Origin of the sequence: Mesorhizobium shangrilense (assembly GCF_028826155.1) — a bacterium.
Classification (GTDB): Bacteria; Pseudomonadota; Alphaproteobacteria; order Rhizobiales; family Rhizobiaceae; genus Arvimicrobium; species Arvimicrobium flavum.
In genome coordinates, this window is the sequence record NZ_JAQGPN010000001.1 from 3,799,315 (window position 1) to 3,815,372 (window position 16,058).

At 65.5% G+C, this 16,058-nt stretch carries 15 protein-coding genes; 5 read left to right on the forward strand and 10 right to left on the reverse strand.

The window, feature by feature from the left end:
• Positions 1-31: 31 nt before the first annotated feature.
• On the forward strand, positions 32-1,333 hold the full coding sequence (gene purB, locus PD284_RS18375; protein ID WP_274629597.1) for an adenylosuccinate lyase: 1,302 nt from the start codon (positions 32-34) through the stop codon (positions 1,331-1,333).
• A gap of 98 nt (positions 1,334-1,431) precedes the next feature.
• On the opposite strand, the gene PD284_RS18380 is transcribed toward purB, so the two are convergent.
• From PD284_RS18380 to alaS, 3 genes are all read right to left on the reverse strand, one after another.
• On the reverse strand, positions 1,432-1,722 hold the full coding sequence (locus tag PD284_RS18380; RefSeq protein ID WP_274629598.1) for a putative quinol monooxygenase: 291 nt from the start codon (positions 1,720-1,722) through the stop codon (positions 1,432-1,434).
• A 106-nt stretch (positions 1,723-1,828) separates the two neighbouring features.
• A complete protein-coding gene (locus tag PD284_RS18385; RefSeq protein WP_274630689.1) occupies positions 1,829-2,644 on the reverse strand; it encodes a VOC family protein in 816 nt (271 codons plus the stop codon).
• Between the two features lie 387 nt (positions 2,645-3,031).
• Positions 3,032-5,695, reverse strand: a complete 2,664-nt coding sequence (gene alaS / locus PD284_RS18390) for an alanine--tRNA ligase (RefSeq protein ID WP_274629599.1) — start codon at positions 5,693-5,695, stop codon at positions 3,032-3,034.
• A gap of 221 nt (positions 5,696-5,916) precedes the next feature.
• Between alaS and PD284_RS18395 the strand changes: the two genes are divergently transcribed.
• Positions 5,917-7,764 carry a monovalent cation:proton antiporter-2 (CPA2) family protein gene (locus PD284_RS18395; RefSeq protein WP_274629600.1) on the forward strand — a complete coding sequence of 616 codons (1,848 nt, stop codon included), beginning with the start codon at positions 5,917-5,919 and terminating at the stop codon, positions 7,762-7,764.
• 10 nt (positions 7,765-7,774) lie between these two features.
• Positions 7,775-8,326 (forward strand): DUF924 family protein, encoded by a 552-nt coding sequence (locus PD284_RS18400; RefSeq protein ID WP_274629601.1) that lies wholly within the window; start codon positions 7,775-7,777, stop codon positions 8,324-8,326.
• Between the two features lie 16 nt (positions 8,327-8,342).
• Here the strand turns inward: PD284_RS18400 and folK are convergent, their stop codons facing one another.
• The gene (gene folK, locus PD284_RS18405; protein WP_274629602.1) at positions 8,343-8,858 is read right to left on the reverse strand and encodes a 2-amino-4-hydroxy-6-hydroxymethyldihydropteridine diphosphokinase; all 516 of its coding nucleotides are present in this window, start codon (positions 8,856-8,858) and stop codon (positions 8,343-8,345) included.
• Positions 8,859-9,014: 156 nt separating this feature from the next.
• Between folK and PD284_RS18410 the strand changes: the two genes are divergently transcribed.
• Entirely contained in the window at positions 9,015-9,617 is a 603-nt protein-coding gene (locus PD284_RS18410) for a DUF922 domain-containing Zn-dependent protease (protein WP_274629603.1), read from the forward strand.
• Positions 9,618-9,654: 37 nt separating this feature from the next.
• On the opposite strand, the gene PD284_RS18415 is transcribed toward PD284_RS18410, so the two are convergent.
• The 4 genes from PD284_RS18415 to crcB are packed head-to-tail and all read right to left on the reverse strand — an operon-like array spanning position 9,655 to position 12,774.
• Entirely contained in the window at positions 9,655-10,452 is a 798-nt protein-coding gene (locus PD284_RS18415) for an ATP12 family chaperone protein (protein WP_274629604.1), read from the reverse strand.
• Positions 10,453-10,461: 9 nt separating this feature from the next.
• Positions 10,462-11,316: a DMT family transporter gene (locus PD284_RS18420; protein WP_411956278.1), complete on the reverse strand. Its 855-nt coding sequence runs from the start codon at positions 11,314-11,316 to the stop codon at positions 10,462-10,464.
• A 53-nt stretch (positions 11,317-11,369) separates the two neighbouring features.
• Entirely contained in the window at positions 11,370-12,359 is a 990-nt protein-coding gene (locus PD284_RS18425) for an RluA family pseudouridine synthase (RefSeq protein WP_274629606.1), read from the reverse strand.
• A gap of 37 nt (positions 12,360-12,396) precedes the next feature.
• On the reverse strand, positions 12,397-12,774 hold the full coding sequence (gene crcB, locus PD284_RS18430; protein ID WP_274629607.1) for a fluoride efflux transporter CrcB: 378 nt from the start codon (positions 12,772-12,774) through the stop codon (positions 12,397-12,399).
• Between the two features lie 82 nt (positions 12,775-12,856).
• On the opposite strand from crcB, the gene PD284_RS18435 reads away from it, so the two are divergent.
• Complete coding sequence (locus tag PD284_RS18435) at positions 12,857-13,159, forward strand: hypothetical protein (RefSeq protein ID WP_274629608.1); 303 nt, start codon at positions 12,857-12,859, stop codon at positions 13,157-13,159.
• Positions 13,160-13,220: 61 nt separating this feature from the next.
• Here the strand turns inward: PD284_RS18435 and PD284_RS18440 are convergent, their stop codons facing one another.
• Together PD284_RS18440 and PD284_RS18445 are read right to left on the reverse strand one after the other, a co-directional pair.
• Positions 13,221-14,528 (reverse strand): replication-associated recombination protein A, encoded by a 1,308-nt coding sequence (locus tag PD284_RS18440; RefSeq protein ID WP_274629609.1) that lies wholly within the window; start codon positions 14,526-14,528, stop codon positions 13,221-13,223.
• A gap of 9 nt (positions 14,529-14,537) precedes the next feature.
• Positions 14,538-16,034 (reverse strand): DegQ family serine endoprotease, encoded by a 1,497-nt coding sequence (locus PD284_RS18445; protein WP_274629610.1) that lies wholly within the window; start codon positions 16,032-16,034, stop codon positions 14,538-14,540.
• Positions 16,035-16,058 lie beyond the last annotated feature (24 nt).

The window sequence follows — 16,058 nt, forward strand, 5'->3', positions numbered from 1 at the left end:
GGCCAGAACAACAGCGAGGCCGAGAACAACAATGATCCCGCGCTATTCGCGACCCGAGATGGTCGCAATCTGGTCGCCCGAGACGCGTTTCCGCATCTGGTTCGAGATCGAGGCGCATGCCTGTGATGCGCTGGCCGAGATCGGCGTGATCCCTAAACAGGCGGCGAAAACCATCTGGGAGAAGGGCGGCGCAGCAACCTTCGACGTCGCGCGCATCGACGAGATCGAGCGCGAGACCAAGCACGACGTCATCGCCTTCCTGACCCATCTGGCGGAGTTCGTCGGACCTGACGCGCGCTTCATCCACCAGGGCATGACGTCTTCGGACGTGCTCGACACCTGCTTCGCGGTGCAGCTGAAGCGCGCCAGCGACATCCTGCTGGACGACATCGAAAGGCTCCTTGCCGCGCTGAAGAAGCGCGCCTTCGAACACAAGGACACCGTCACCATCGGCCGCAGCCACGGCATCCATGCCGAGCCGACGACCTTCGGCGTCAAGCTGGCGCAGGCCTACGCCGAATTCTCGCGTTGCCGCGACCGCCTGATCGCCGCCCGCGAGGAGATCGCCACCTGCGCCATCTCGGGCGCAGTCGGCACCTTCGCCAACATCGACCCGCGCGTCGAGGAACACGTCGCCGAGAAGCTCGGCTTGAAGGCTGAGCCGGTCTCCACCCAGGTGATTCCGCGCGACCGCCACGCGATGTATTTCGCGACGCTCGGCGTGATCGCCTCCTCCATGGAACGCCTGGCGACAGAAATCCGCCACCTGCAGCGCACCGAGGTGCTGGAGGCGGAGGAGTATTTCTCACCCGGCCAGAAGGGTTCGTCGGCGATGCCGCACAAGCGCAACCCGGTGCTGACGGAGAACCTTACGGGGCTTGCACGGATGGTGCGCGCCTTCGCACTGCCGGCGATGGAGAACGTCGCGCTCTGGCATGAGCGCGACATCTCGCATTCGTCCGTGGAGCGCATGATCGGACCGGACGCCACGATCACGCTGGACTTCGCGCTGGCGCGCCTCACCGGCGTGATCGAGAAGCTCGTGGTCTATCCCGAGAACATGGAGAAGAACCTCAACAAGTTCCGCGGACTGGTGCACTCCCAGCGCGTGCTGCTGGCGCTGACCCAGGCCGGCGTCTCTCGCGAGGATGCCTATCGGCTGGTCCAGCGCAACGCCATGAGGGTCTGGCAGGAAGGCGCTGATTTCCTTGAAGAACTTCTCGCCGACGAAGAAGTGCGAGCCGCGCTCTCCGAGGAAGAGATCCGCGAAAAGTTCGATCTTGGCTATCACACCAAGCACGTCGACACGATTTTTGAGCGCGTGTTCGGCTGACCGGAAGAGCCGTCCCTGCGAATGACGTCGCCAGGAAGTGAAAAGCCCTCGCAGCACGCAGCTGCGAGGGCCTTCTCACGTTGCGGGAGCCGTTGTCGTCAGGCCGGGAATGCATCCATTAGGATGAACGTCCCTTCCTGCCGCTGGTAGCTATTGATGAGCGGGACGAGCCGGGTGAAATGCTCCGTCCGACAATGGATGTCCAGCGCGGCGCGATCCGGCCATTCCTCGATGAATACGAAGTGGCCGGGATCCTTCTGATCGACGAAGAGATCGTAGGAGATGCAGAGCGGCTCCTGCCGCGTCTTCTCGACGAGTTCCGCATAGAGCGGCGCGACGACGTCGACGTACTGGGGCTTGATGAAGTCCTGAGCGATGACTTTCAGCATGACTGGCTTGAAATCTCCGGTGCCGACGGCCGGGCCGCGATCGCCGCAGGCCCGAATCCGTTTGAATAGCTCCGGACTTACCGTCTTCGCGCAGGGTCGATAAGCCTTAACCGGGCATCGCCTCGATGGTGCGGATAACCGTGCCCCAGGGATCCCGCTTTTCGCCGGCATATTTCGGGTCCGTCGCGCGCAGTTCCACCCAGCTCAGGCCCGACCGCTCATCGTCGCGCCTGCCGGCGCGCGCGCTCTGCCAGATGTTAGCTCCGATATGGTGGTGGTAGCCGCCCGACGACAGGAAGACCGCCGCAGGGCCGTACTTCGCCACTGTGTCGAACCCATACTCCTGGTGCCAGAAGCGCTCCGCCGCGAGGGGATCGCCCACCCGCAGATGGACATGGCCGACGATGGTGTTCTCGGGCGCGCCTTTCCAGTCGGGCTGGTCCGCCGGGACCGAGGCGACGACGCCCTCGACGTCCAGACGTTCCGTGGCCATGGCGACCGACTGGCCTTCCCAACTCCAGGCCTCCTTCGGCCGGTCGGCATAGATCTCAATGCCGTTGCCTTCGGGATCGGTGAGATAGAGCGCCTCGCTGACGAGATGGTCGGACGCGCCCTCGACCCGGATGCGGTTCTGGGCGGCATGCTTGATCCAGCGGCCGAGGTCGGCTCGCGACGGGAACAGGAACGCAGTATGGAACAGGCCCGCGCTGCGCGGATCGTCCGGCTTCGCCTTGGGTGCAGACTCCAGCACCAGCAACGGACGCCCGGCGGCGCCAAGCGTGATGTCGCCGCCAGAACGGGTCAGTTCCTCGAGGCCGAGAAGCGCCTTGTAGTAGGAAGCCAGGCCCTCGGCGTCCCTCGCCCTCAGTCCGACGCGTGAAACGCTGATCGGCGTCGTCCCGGAAAATGGCAAATCGGTCATGTCGGTCTCCGTCGCTGAACGGGCCGTCGTCGCGCCGATCGCAGCGAGGCCGGCAGTCGCCAGCACTGTACGCCTTGTGATCATCTCGGTCGCTCCTCAAAAGGCCCTTTCGCAAAAGATGGGCGACTTCGATTGTTCAAACAAGCGAGTAAATTCCGAACATGCCGTTCACTTTTATTGAACGCAGGAGAGCTCGTGGTACGAACGAAGGACCAGAGACGTCCGCAATGCGCGGCGCGTTCGCAGCGCGCACGGTCGCGAAAAGAGCTTAGGATCTGAAAGATCCGCGGCTGCCGTCGGCGCACGGCCGAGCAATAGCGCCGGAGGCGACCCGGGAAAACGGGCGTCTTTTTGGTTGGAGGCTGCCGCACGGGGCGGCAGCTTCGCTCAGGCCGCCTGAAGGGCAGCCTTGACCGCGGCAATCGCCTCGCCTGCCTTGGAGGCGTCGGGGCCGCCGGCCTGGGCCATGTCGGGTCGTCCGCCGCCGCCCTGTCCGCCGAGCGCCGCGGAGGCGACGCGAACGAGGTCGACCGCGCTGAAGCGCTGGACGAGATCGTCGGTCACGCCGACGACGACGCTGGCCTTGCCCTCGGTGTCGCCGACGAAGACGACGATGCCGGAGCCGAGCGATTTCTTGCCCTCGTCGGCGAGGCCTTTCAGGTCCTTCGGCGCGACGCCGGAAACGGACTTGCCGAGGAAGCCGATGCCGGCCACGGTCTCACCGGCGCTTTCCGCGCCGCCGGACGAACCGCCCCCGAGAGCCAGCTTCTTGCGTGCGTCGGCCAGTTCGCGCTCGAGCTTCTTGCGCTCGTCGACCAGCGCCTCGACGCGGGCGAGCACCTCGCCGGGGCCGACCTTCAGCGCCGATGCGACTGCCTTGAGGCGACGGTCCTGCTCGTCGAGATGACGCCGCGCGGCCTCGCCGGTCAGCGCCTCGATGCGACGAACGCCCGCCGCGACCGCGCCCTCGGACACCAGCCGGATGAGGCCGATGTCGCCGGTCGCCGCCACATGCGTGCCGCCGCAGAGCTCGGCCGAGTAGGTCTTGCCGGCCTTGTCGCCGTGCAGCGCCGTGCCCATCGACACGACGCGCACCTCGTCGCCGTACTTCTCGCCGAACAGCGCCATGGCGCCCTCGGCAATGGCGTCGTCGACCGTCATCAGGCGGGTCGAGACCGGGCTGTTCTGGGTGACGATCTCATTGGCGAGCAGCTCGACCTGCTCGAGCTCCTCCGACGAGATCGGCTTGGGATGCGAGAAATCGAAGCGCAGACGCTCCGGCGCGACCAGAGAACCCTTCTGGGCGACATGCGTGCCCAGCACTTCGCGCAGCGCCTCGTGGACGAGGTGCGTGGCGGAATGGTTGGAGCGCAGCCGGGTGCGGCGTGCATGGTCGACCTTTAGCTCGACCGCAGCGCCGGGCTTGACGGAGCCTTTGGTCACGCGACCGAGATGGACGAACAGGCCGTCGGCCTTCTTTTGCGTATCGGTGACCTCGATGGCGAAGCCCTCGCCCGTGATCGTGCCGGTGTCGCCCATCTGGCCGCCGGATTCGCCATAGAACGGCGTCTGGTTGACGACGATCGCGACCGTCTCGCCGGCCGAGGCCTCCGCCGCCTCTGCGCCATCCTTGACGACCGTCAGCACCACGCCTTCGGCAACTTCCGTGTCATAGCCGAGGAACTCAGTGGCACCGGTCTTGTCGCGGACGGAAAACCATACGGTCTCGGTCGCAGCCTCGCCCGAGCCTGCCCAGCTCGCGCGAGCCTCGGCCTTCTGGCGCTCCATCGCGGCGTTGAAGCCGTCCGTGTCGACGGAAATGCCGCGCTGGCGCAGCGCATCCTGGGTGAGGTCGAGCGGGAAGCCGTAGGTATCGTAGAGTTTGAAGGCGGTCTCGCCGTCGAGCCTCGCGCCCTCGCTCATGTTCTCCGTCGCGTCGGCCAGCAGCCCGAGGCCGCGCGCCAGCGTCTGGCGGAAGCGCGTCTCCTCCAGCTTCAGCGTCTCGGTGATCAGCGGCTCGCCGCGCACCAGCTCCGGATAGGCCTGGCCCATCTCGCGCACCAGCGCCGGCACCAGCCGATACATCAGTGGATCGCGCGCGCCGAGCAGCTGCGCATGACGCATGGCGCGGCGCATGATGCGGCGCAGCACGTAGCCGCGGCCTTCGTTGGACGGTAGCACGCCGTCCGCGATCAGGAAGCTGGACGCGCGCAGGTGGTCCGCAATGACGCGATGGCTGGCGCGGTTCTTGCCCTCCGCCTTGACGCCCGTCGCCTCCTCCGAGGCGTGGATAAGCGTGCGGAACAGGTCGATGTCGTAGTTGTCATGTTCGCCCTGCAGGACGGCTGCGATGCGCTCCAGCCCCATGCCGGTGTCGATCGAAGGCCGCGGTAGGTCGATGCGCTCCTCCTTCGAGATCTGCTCGAACTGCATGAAGACTAGATTCCAGATCTCGATGAACCGGTCGCCGTCCTCGTCCGGGCTGCCGGGCGGTCCGCCCGGGATGTGTTCGCCATGATCGAAGAAGATCTCCGAGCATGGGCCGCAGGGGCCGGTATCGCCCATCGCCCAGAAATTGTCGCTGGTGGGGATGCGGATGATCTTGTGGTCCGGCAGGCCGGCGATCTTCTTCCACAGGTCGAACGCCTGGTCGTCGGTGTGGTAGACCGTCACCGTCAGCCGGTCCTTCGCCAGCCCGAACTCCCTGGTGATCAGGTTCCAGGCGAATTCGATCGCCTGGTCCTTGAAGTAGTCCCCGAAGGAGAAGTTGCCGAGCATCTCGAAGAAGGTGTGGTGGCGCGCCGTATAGCCCACATTGTCGAGGTCGTTGTGCTTGCCTCCGGCGCGCACGCACTTCTGCGAGGTCGCGGCGCGGCTGTACGGGCGCTGCTCGAGGCCCGTGAAGACGTTCTTGAACTGCACCATGCCGGCGTTCGTGAACATCAATGTCGGGTCGTTGCGCGGCACGAGCGGGCTCGATGCCACGACTTCGTGGCCGTTCTTCTTGAAATAGTCGAGGAAAGCCGACCGTATTTCGTTCACGCCGCTCATGGACACGCCCTTGAAAAGAAACCGCCGGGCTTTTGCCCGGCCCGGCATTGCTGTCGGCTTTTAGCCGTCGATCGTTTTCCTGTCCAGAAAGGCGCGTAAATGACATGGCGTTCGATAGTCAATCGGTCGAGTGCCCAAGCTTCGATCTCCGGGCTATCGCATCCAGCGCCCGATGGGTATCCTGATCCCGCTCAGGGAAAACAGCGGGACATTGACACTGCATGGCAGTCGAAGCGTCGAACAGCGAACTGGTGAGCGTGGTGGCGTTGCTGGCGGCCGGTGTGGTCGCCGTGCCGATCTTCAAGCGGCTGGGTCTCGGCTCCATCCTCGGGTATCTCGCAGCCGGCCTTGCGATCGGGCCCTTCGGCCTCCGGCTGTTCTCGGATCCTGCGGCCATCCTGCATGTGGCCGAACTCGGCGTGGTGATGTTCCTCTTCATCATCGGGCTCGAGATGCGCCCCAGCCGACTCTGGGGCCTTCGCAAGGAGATCTTCGGGCTCGGCGTCCTGCAGGTGGGGCTCTGCGCGGCGCTGCTGACAGCCATCGGCCTGTTCGCCGGCTTTCCCACGGCGGCCGCCTTCGTGGCGGGCGCGGGCTTTGTCATGACGTCCACCGCAATCGTCATGCAGGTGCTGGAAGAGCGGGGGGACCTCGGGCTGCCGAAGGGCCAGCGCATCCTCTCCATCCTGTTGCTGGAAGACCTCGCCATCGTGCCGCTGCTTGCCCTCATCGTCTTCCTGGCGCCGGGCGGAGCGGAAACCAGCATGGCCGACCGGCTGACCGATGTCGGGATAGGCGTCGCGGCCATCACGGCCGTCGTGGTCGCCGGCCTCTACCTTCTGAATCCGATCTTCCGGATCCTGGCCGACGCGCATGCGCGCGAGGTGATGACCGCCGCAGCCCTGCTGGTGGTGCTCGGCGCAGCGCTGGTCATGCAGCTAAGCGGCCTGTCGATGGCCATGGGCGCCTTCCTGGCAGGCGTGCTGCTTTCCGAATCGACCTTCCGCCATCAGCTCGAGGCGGATGTCGAACCATTCCGGGGCATCCTGCTCGGCCTGTTCTTCCTGGCCGTCGGCATGTCGCTCGACCTGGCCGTGGTCGCCGCCAACTGGATGAAGGTGGCTGCGTTCGTGGTGCTCTACATGCTCGTCAAGGCGGCGGGCATCTATGGAGTGGCGCGGATGCTCAGGACCGGCCACGCCGAGGCGCTGGAGCGCGCGGTGATCATGGCGCAGGGCGGCGAATTCGCCTTCGTCCTCTACTCCTCGGCGGCGGCGGTTGGCATCATAGACGCGGTGACGAATGCCGTTCTGACGGCAGTCGTCATCATCTCGATGGTGCTAACGCCGCTCGCCATGCTCGGGCTGCGCTTCCTGCTTCCGCAAGGCGAAGAGGTGTCGTTGGACGGCGTCGACGCAGCGGACGGACTTCAGGGCAGCGTGCTCGTCATCGGGTTCGGGCGCTTCGGCCAGATCGCGAGCCAGCCGCTGCTGCTCCGGGGCGTCGATGTGTCGATCATCGACAATGATGTGGAGATGATCCAGGCGGCGGCCAATTTCGGATTCAAGGTCTATTACGGCGACGGCACGCGGCTGGACATCCTCCACGCCGCGGGCGCCGGGCGGGCGCAGGCCGTGCTCGTATGCGTGGACAAGGCGGAGACGTCGCTGCGCATCGTCGAACAGCTGAAGGCCGAGTTTCCCCTGACTAAGGTTCTGGCCCGCGCCTATGACCGCGGCAGCGCGCTCGACCTGATCCAGGCCGGCGTCGACTACCAAATCCGCGAAACCTTCGAATCGGCGCTGATCTTCGGACAAGCGATTCTCGAGGCCGTGGGCGTGGACACCGAGGAAGCCGCTGAGGTGATCGAGGACGTGCGCAGGCGCGACGCTGCCCGGTTCGAGGCGCAGACAACCGGCGGCTTGACCGCGGGCCGCGGCTACTTCAAGGGCAACATGCCGGTGCCGACACCGCTGACACCGCCCAAGCGCGCCGGTCGCGCCTTGAGCGACGAAACAGAGGACGTCCTGAAGAAGCCGCCCGCCGGCCTTCCCGAGGACGCGACATAAGGAAGAGAGAATGCATCCACAGCCCGACCCACGCGCCCTCGAGTGCGCCCAATTCTGGCTGGATCTCGGGCTGGAGGGCTGGTTCAAAAAGAGCGACGCCTTCGACGCGGAGTTCCGCGAGCGCTTCCTCGACCTCCACTTCTCGGCCGCCCGGCGCGAGCTTGACGGATGGAGCGAGCATGCAGACGGATCATTCGCGCTCATGGTGCTGCTCGACCAGTTCCCGCGCAACAGCTTCCGCGGCTCCGGGCACATGTACGCCACCGACCCTCTCGCCCGGTATTTTGCGCGAAAGGCGATCGCGGCAGGGCACGACAAGGACATCGACGCCAGCGCTCGCGTGTTCTTCTACCTGCCCTTTTCGCATTCAGAGGACATCGAGGACCAGAAATCCGCGGTCGAACTCAATCGCGGCATCGACCCCGAGTTCCTGAAGCATGCGGTCCAGCATCGGGACATCGTCGCGCGGTTCGGCCGGTTCCCCCACCGCAACGCCATTCTCGGCCGCGAGACGACGCCGGACGAGCAGGCATTCCTGGAAGCCGGCGGCTTTGCAGGATAACGCTGTGGCGCGGCGCCTAGCCGCGCCACCAGTCCGCCGGAAGCTCCTGAGGGACGATGCCGGCACTGTCGAGCGCAGCCGCGCGGGCAGATGCCGTCTCGCCCGACAGGACGAGATCCGGCGCGATCTCCGCGAGCGGCACCATGACGAAGGCGCGCCCGAGCATGCGGGGATGCGGGATCACCAGGCCCGGCTCGGCGATTGCGTCGTCGCCATATACCAGCACGTCGAGATCGACGATGCGCGGCCCCCAGCGCTCTTTGCGGACGCGCTTCAGCGCCTGCTCGGTCGCCAGGCACAGTTCCAGCAGCTCTCGCGCGGTGCGGCCGGTTTCCACTTCCGCCGCGCAGTTGAGGAAATCCGGCTGGTCGGTCTTGCCCCAGGGCGGCGTACGATAGACCGACGAGACCTTGGCCACCCGCGTGCGGGGGTCCGCATCGATCGCCATCAGCGACGCCGACATCGAATGCACCGGGTCGCCAAGGTTTCCACCAAGGCCGAGGAACGCACGGGTTCTCGCCGGATCAGACAAGCGTCACCTCGCGCGGGCCCATGTCAGCGGTTGTTCTCAAACTGGGTCGGCCTCCTGCCCCTTGTGTGGTAAGGACGGGGGGGAAACGGTACCGTCTCGGTCTCCATTGCGCGCAAAGTGCGTACGAAGCAAGGTCGTGCGGAAAAGGTGATCGAAATGATGAGAACCGCCTGCGCCGCGCTCCTTCTCCTCGGAGCTACGGGACATTCGGACGCTGCCGAACTCTCGAAGACGTACAGCTATTTCTCGATCCGCGGCAACACGCTTGACGAGATCGAGGCGGAGCTTTCGCGGCGCGGACCGAATGTGAACACCACCGGCCAGCGGCATCCCGGCGCCACGCGGATGGAGTTCAAGACGCGGCTCACCTACGCCGATACGGGCAAACGCTGCGAAATCACGTCGGCGAAAGTGCGCGTCACCGCCAAGGTGATCCTGCCGCGCTGGCGGGCGGGTCGCAAGGCGAGCGCCGAGACGCGTTTCGTCTGGGATACGCTCGCCTCGGACATCAAGCGGCATGAGGAAGCGCACGTCGTCATCGCCAGGAACTACGGGCGGAAGCTCGAGGAAGCTCTGAGCGGAATCGGCCGCCAGCGGACCTGCGAGCAGGCATCGGCGAAGGCGACCAAGGTGACCGACAGGATACTGGGGCGTCATGACGCGGAACAGCAGCGCTTCGATCGTGTCGAAAGCGCCGGGTTCGAGAAGAGGCTGCTGCGGCTCCTGGAAAAGCGCATGAAGGCGCGCCAGCAAGGGTAAGTTCGCAAAAAGGCTTCCCGCCCCTGCAGTGGCGGCGCTACTCCACTGCCTTCAACGCTTCCAACAGCCGCACCGCCGACATCATCTCCGCCTTGCGCGTCTTGCGCCGTGCGGCGGCCTCGAAGTCCTCGCCCCACTGCTCGACGTTCCAATCCTCATCGACATGAGCGGCCGTCCAGCCCGTCTCGGAATCGATCTCGCCCGCCTCGACCGCGAGTGCGATCAGCGCGGAACCGGTCAGCGTCGTCATGACATGCAATGCCGCAAGCGTCAGCGCATCCTCGCGCTCCTTCAGATGACGGCCGACCGCCGCGATAGACTCGCGCGGCTGTTCGACATGCATGACGCCCTCGGCGAGGAAGAAGCGCGCGCCGAGCACCTCGCGCGCCCAATCGAGCACCGGGTCCCACGCCTCGCCCTGACGCACGACGAGCCGATCGGGGCCGTCGGCGCGGTAGAAGAGGAGATCCGTCGAAGCAAATCGCAGTATGTCCTCGAGGACGGCCTGCGGATCGGTGGCGACGCCGTCGATGGCCGTGTTCACCAGCCGCATGACGGGCATTGACACCGGATTGAACGTCTCGCTCTGCGCCGCGAACTCGTCGCCGACAAGCTGCGCCGCCGCTCGCGTCGGCAGCCGCAAGGCGTTGTGACCGGGCGTGCGGACGGGCTTGCCGTCCAAATGCACGCCAAAGCCTTCAGGCTCTTCGCTGATTGTCACGTCGCGGTAGAAGCGCTTCACGACCGGCGCCTTCATCGCGTTCTGTGCGCGCTTCGTCGGATCCGGGTCGGACAGGTGGCTTCCGTGCTCCAGGTCGTTGAGGATCTCTCGCATCGGGGTCTCCTAATGTGTGGGCGCGCGGGACGGCCGGTTGACGATGATCAGACCGGCTGCGATCAGCGCCAATGCCGCGAAAATGCGCCACGACAGCGGCTCGCCCAGGATGACGCCTCCACATAGAACGCCGAAAGCGGGCGTCAGGAAGGCAAAGCTCGACAGGCCGGCTGCGGGATAGCGGGCCATCAGCCAGAACCAGACGACATAGGTGAAGGCGACCACATAGACGGCCTGGAACATCAGTGCGCCCGTCGCGACCAGATTGGCATCCCGGATCGCCGGCCCTGCGATCCCCAAGAGCGGCATCGTGGCGGCCGCGGAGACGGCAAGCTGGTACAGCAGGACCTTCTCCGGCTTCGCGCTCGCGAGCTTGCTGCGCTTGATCACCAGCGTCGTCAGCGCCCACAAGATGCCGGCGCCGAGGCTGAGGATGTCGCCGGTAATCGCGTCGGGGGACGGCAGGCTGAGCTTGTCCGAGAAGACGAGGACGACGCCCGCGAAGGCCAGCACCAGCCCCGCCCACTTGCGCGCCGACATATGCTCGCCGAGCAGGAAGTGGGCGCCGATCAGCACCCAGAACGGCATCGAATTGACCAGCAGGCTGCTGCGGGCGACCGTCGTGTATTCCAGGCCGATGAAGATGAGCACGAACTCGCCGCCGAACAGCAGTCCGGCAACCACGCCGGCAAACAGCGTGCCGTCCCGATCGAACAGACGGATGCCGCGCAGCATGCACCAGACGAGAACCAGCGCACCGCCGATTGCCGACCGCGCGATGGACACGAAAATCGGGTCGTAGCCGGTGTTGGCGAGCTTGGCGGCAACCCCGTTCAGCCCCCATGAGAACGTGAGGCCGATCATCGCCACGACCGCCAACGCATCTATGTGGTGGCGGCGTTCGACGGTGATGGCGCTCACCGGTCTTCCTCGGCGCTGGCTTCGTCGAAGCCAAGCAGGTTCCAGCTCTGGCGCATATGCGGGGGCATGGCGGCGGTGACGTCGACGACACCGCCGTCGGGATGGGGGATCACGATGCGGCGCGCGTGGAGGTGGAGACGGTTCTGGATGCCGCCCGGAAACTCCCAGTTGATATCGGCCTCGAAATATTTCGGGTCGCCGATGATGGGATGACCGATGTGGGCAGCGTGGACGCGCAACTGGTGCGTGCGGCCGGTGTAGGGCTCCATCTCCAGCCACGACAGGCTTTGACCGGCCTGCTCGATGACGCGATAGTAGGAAACGGCGTGATCGGCGCCGTCCTCGCCATGCTTGGCGATGCGCATCCGGTCGCCATCAAGCGTTTGCTCCTTGACCAGCCAGGTCGAGATCTTCTCGTCACGCTTGCGAGGCACGCCTTTCACCAGCGCCCAATAGGTCTTCTTGGTCTCCCGCGTGCGGAACGCCTCGGCGATCTTCATGGCGGCAAGGCGCGTGCGCGCAACGACCAGCACCCCCGACGTATCGCGATCGAGCCTGTGCACGAGGCGTGGCTTCTCGCCCTTTTTGTTGCGCCAGGCCTCCAGCATGTCATCGACGTTGCGCGTCACGCCCGAGCCGCCCTGCACCGCCAGGCCCGACGGCTTGTTGAAGACGAAGACCTTGGGATCCTCATGGATCAGCATCTTGGACAGCAAATCGCCGTCGCCCGTGCCCCGGATCGTGTTGAGCGTCAGTTCCGCGCCCGCGCCCTTGCGATCGACGCCGAGCGGAGGCACGCGGACCATCTGGCCGGGCTCGACGCGCGTGTCCGACTTGGCGCGGCCGCCATCGACGCGAATCTGCCCGGAGCGCAACAGTTTCTGCAACTGACCGAAGGCAAGGCCCGGGTAGTGCGCCTTGAACCAGCGGTCGAGCCTCATGCCCGACTCGCCGTCCTCGACCTTTATCTGTTCTACGCCAGCCATATTTTTGCGCGTCCGTTCCGAAACGGGCCAGATAGCATCAGCCGAGGCTGCGCGCGAGCCACAATCCCAGGAACAGGGCAAGGATCGCTCCGACGACGCTGGCGACCGCATAGCCCACGGCCGACCCCATCGCTCCCCGCTCCCATAGAACGGCGAAATCGAGCGAGAATGCGGAGAAGGTTGTGAAGCCGCCGAGAATGCCCGTCGCGACGAACAGGCGGATCTCGTGCGACGCATGGAAGCGCTGCGACAGCCATCCCACGAACAGCCCCATCAGGAAGGAACCCGCGATATTGATGGCAAGCGTGCCCCAGGGAAAGTTGGGGCCCAGGATCCGCAGCGCCAGGCCATTCGATAGGTGGCGGAGCGAGGCGCCGACAGCGCCGCCGGTCGCAACGATGAGGATGTTCAGCAAGGGCGGGTCCCCGACGGCTTGATGGAAAGTGTCATGGCGCTCATTTTCGGCATGAACACCGCTTCGAGACGGGCCTATTGCCATGACGCAAACCAAAGAAGTGGACCAGGGTATTCATTCGCATCGTCGCCTTGACCTTGCGGTCATCGTCGTCCTCGCCGGTGTCGTTTCCTATTACTTCGTGACCTATACCTTGCCCGCCGCGGGCGGCGGCTATCTGGTCTGGATCTGCATAGCGGTTCTGATCGCAACGACAGCCTGGGTGCTTGGCCAGTTCTACGGGCAGGAAGCTGAAATCGACCTGCTGAGGTTGGAGACGGTTGCCCACTCCAAGTCCCGCGACCGGCTGCCTCCGCCCGACGAGGAAGATCGACTGAGAGAATAGAAATTGCTCAGAAGGGTCCGAGGCTCCTCCGACCGGTCGAGACGTTCGGCTGCCCCGCGATCTAAGACCGCTCCTTGCGCAGCTTTGCCCAATAGTCGAGCCGCTTCCGGACCTCGCGCTCGAAACCGCGATCCGGGGGATCGTAGAATGTGCGGCGGCCCATCTTCTCCGGAAAATAGTCCTGGCCGGAAAAGGCGTCCGGCTCGTCATGGTCGTAGCGATAGCCGGCGCCATAGCTCTCCGACTTCATCAGCTTGGTCGGCGCGTTCAGGATATGCTTGGGCGGCAGCAGCGAGCCGTGCTCCTTCGCGGCGGCGGTCGCAGCCTTGAAAGCCGTGTAGACGGCATTCGATTTCGGCGCGGTTGCGAGGTAGACGCAGGCCTGCGCGAAGGCGAGTTCGCCTTCCGGCGAGCCGAGATAGTCATACGCGTCCTTCGCCGCGTTGGCGACGACAAGCGCCTGCGGGTCGGCAAGGCCGATATCCTCGACCGCCATGCGCACCAGCCGGCGGCCGAGATAAAGCGGGTCCTCGCCGGCATCGAACATGCGCGCGAGATAGTAGAGCGCGGCGTCCGGATCCGAGCCGCGCACCGACTTGTGCAGGGCCGAAATCAGGTTGTAGTGGCCGTCCTGGCCCTTGTCGTAGATCGGCGCGCGGCGCTGGACGATGCGCTGCAGCGCCTCGGCGTCGAAGGTTTCGCGCGGTTTGGCAGCGCGCCAGACTTCTTCGGCCAGGGTGAGAGAAGCTCGGCCATCGCCGTCTGCCATCCGCAGCAGGACCGCCCTCGCCTCCGCGTCCAGCGGCAGAGGCTTGCCTTCCACCTCCTCGGCGCGGGCAAGCAGCTTCACCAGGCTGTCCTCGCCCAGAGACTGGAAGACCAGCACGCGGGCACGCGACAGCAGAGCCGCATTGAGCTCGAAAGAGGGATTTTCCGTCGTCGCGCCGACCAGCACGACCGTGCCGTCCTCCATGACAGGGAGGAAGGAATCCTGCTGGGCGCGGTTGAAGCGATGGATCTCGTCGACGAAGAGCAGCGTCTGTCGCCCATTCGCGCGACGCATCCGTGCTGTATCGAACACCTTCTTAAGGTCGGCAACGCCGGAAAAGATGGCCGAGATCTGCTCGAATGCGAGTTCGGTCTCGCCTGCCAGCAGCCGCGCAACCGTCGTCTTCCCGGTCCCCGGCGGCCCCCAGAAGATCATCGATCCGAGCGAACCCGAACGGATGAGGCGCGTCAACGCGCCATCCTCGCCGGTCAGGTGTTCCTGGCCGACGACCTCCCCGAGACTCGCCGGACGCAGCCGGTCGGCGAGCGGCCTTCCCGGCCGCGGCTTCTCCGGCTCACCGACACTGAACAGATCGGCCATTTGATCCCATCAGTAGCGCAGCATCTGCCGCATTATCCGCCCGTCGCGCTCGACGGTAAACCGCCACCAGCGCGTGTCCTTCGAAGCGACCTGGCGCAACTTCTCCGGCGTGTCGATCACCTCGCCATTGATTTCGCGAACGATGTCGCGGCGCTGGAAGCCGAAGCTCGCGGCAGAAGAGTTCGGATCGATTTCCGTCATGACGACACCCTTGCCCTCGGCACGCAGGCGAAGTCGCTGGGCAACGCGCGGCGACAGCTCCATCACCGTCGCGCCGGCAAACGGGCTCTCCCCATCGATGGTAACCTCCGCCGCCGAGCCGCCAGCAGGTGCCCGGGCGAGAGCGACGTCCACTTCCTTCTGCCCTCCCCCGCTCAGCACGCTCAGCTTGGCCGTCGCGCCGACCGCCTGTGTCGCGAGGCGATAGCCAAGGGCGTCCACATGCTGGATCTCGGCGCCGTTCATCGCAAGCACGACGTCGCCTGCCTTGAGGCCACCATGTTCCGCGGGGCCGTCGTCATCGACGGCGGACACGAGCGCGCCGCTCGGCCGAGGCATGCCGAGCGCTTCGGCGATCTGCGCCGTCACCGGCTCGAATGTCGCGCCGATGTAGGGGCGTTCGAAGTAGTCGCGGCCGTCCTTCGCGGACTCCACGACGGCGCGCACCATGTTGGAGGGAATGGCGAAGCCTATGCCGATCGACCCGCCGCCGCGGCTGTAGATCGCTGTGTTGATGCCGACGAGCTGGCCGCCCATGTTGATCAGCGCGCCGCCCGAGTTGCCGGGATTGATGGCGGCGTCGGTCTGGATGAAGAAGCCAAAGTCGGACACGCCGATGTGCGACCGCGCAAGCGCCGACACGATGCCGCTGGTGGTGGTCTGTCCCACACCGAAGGGATTGCCGATGGCAAGCACGAGATCGCCGATCTCGATGGCATCCGAATCGCCGATCGGCGCGACCGGGAAAGGATCGTCGCCATCGATCTTGAGGACCGCCAGGTCGAGCGATTCGTCCTTCAGCAGCACCTTGCTCTGGAATTCGCGGCCGTCCGACAGGGCCACCTTGAGCTCATCGGCATTGCTGATGACGTGATAGTTCGTCACGACGAGGCCGCTCGCATCGACGATGACGCCCGAGCCCAGGGAAGACTGGGCGCGCGGCGGCATCTGGCGGCCGAAGAACTGCTCAAAGAATGGATCGCCGGCAAACGGAGACTGCGCCTTCGGCTTCTGCGTAGCGTAAACGTTCACGACTGCGGGCGTGGTTTCCTTCACGAGCGGCGCAAAGGAGAGCTGCATGGCCTCGCGGCCGAAGGGCACACGCCGCTGCGGTTCAGCGGCAGGTGCGGGGGCTGTCGTCGCCGGCGCATTCTTGGAGTCTCCCAGGAACTCCTTCATGATGTCGCCCAGGAAATTGCCCTCTTCGGCGACCGCGCCGCTCGCTGCGGCGAGACCCGCCGCGATGAACACTCCTGCGACGACGCGCTTGAAATGGCCTGCCAGCATCAGCGATTCCCTTGTTCTACCCGC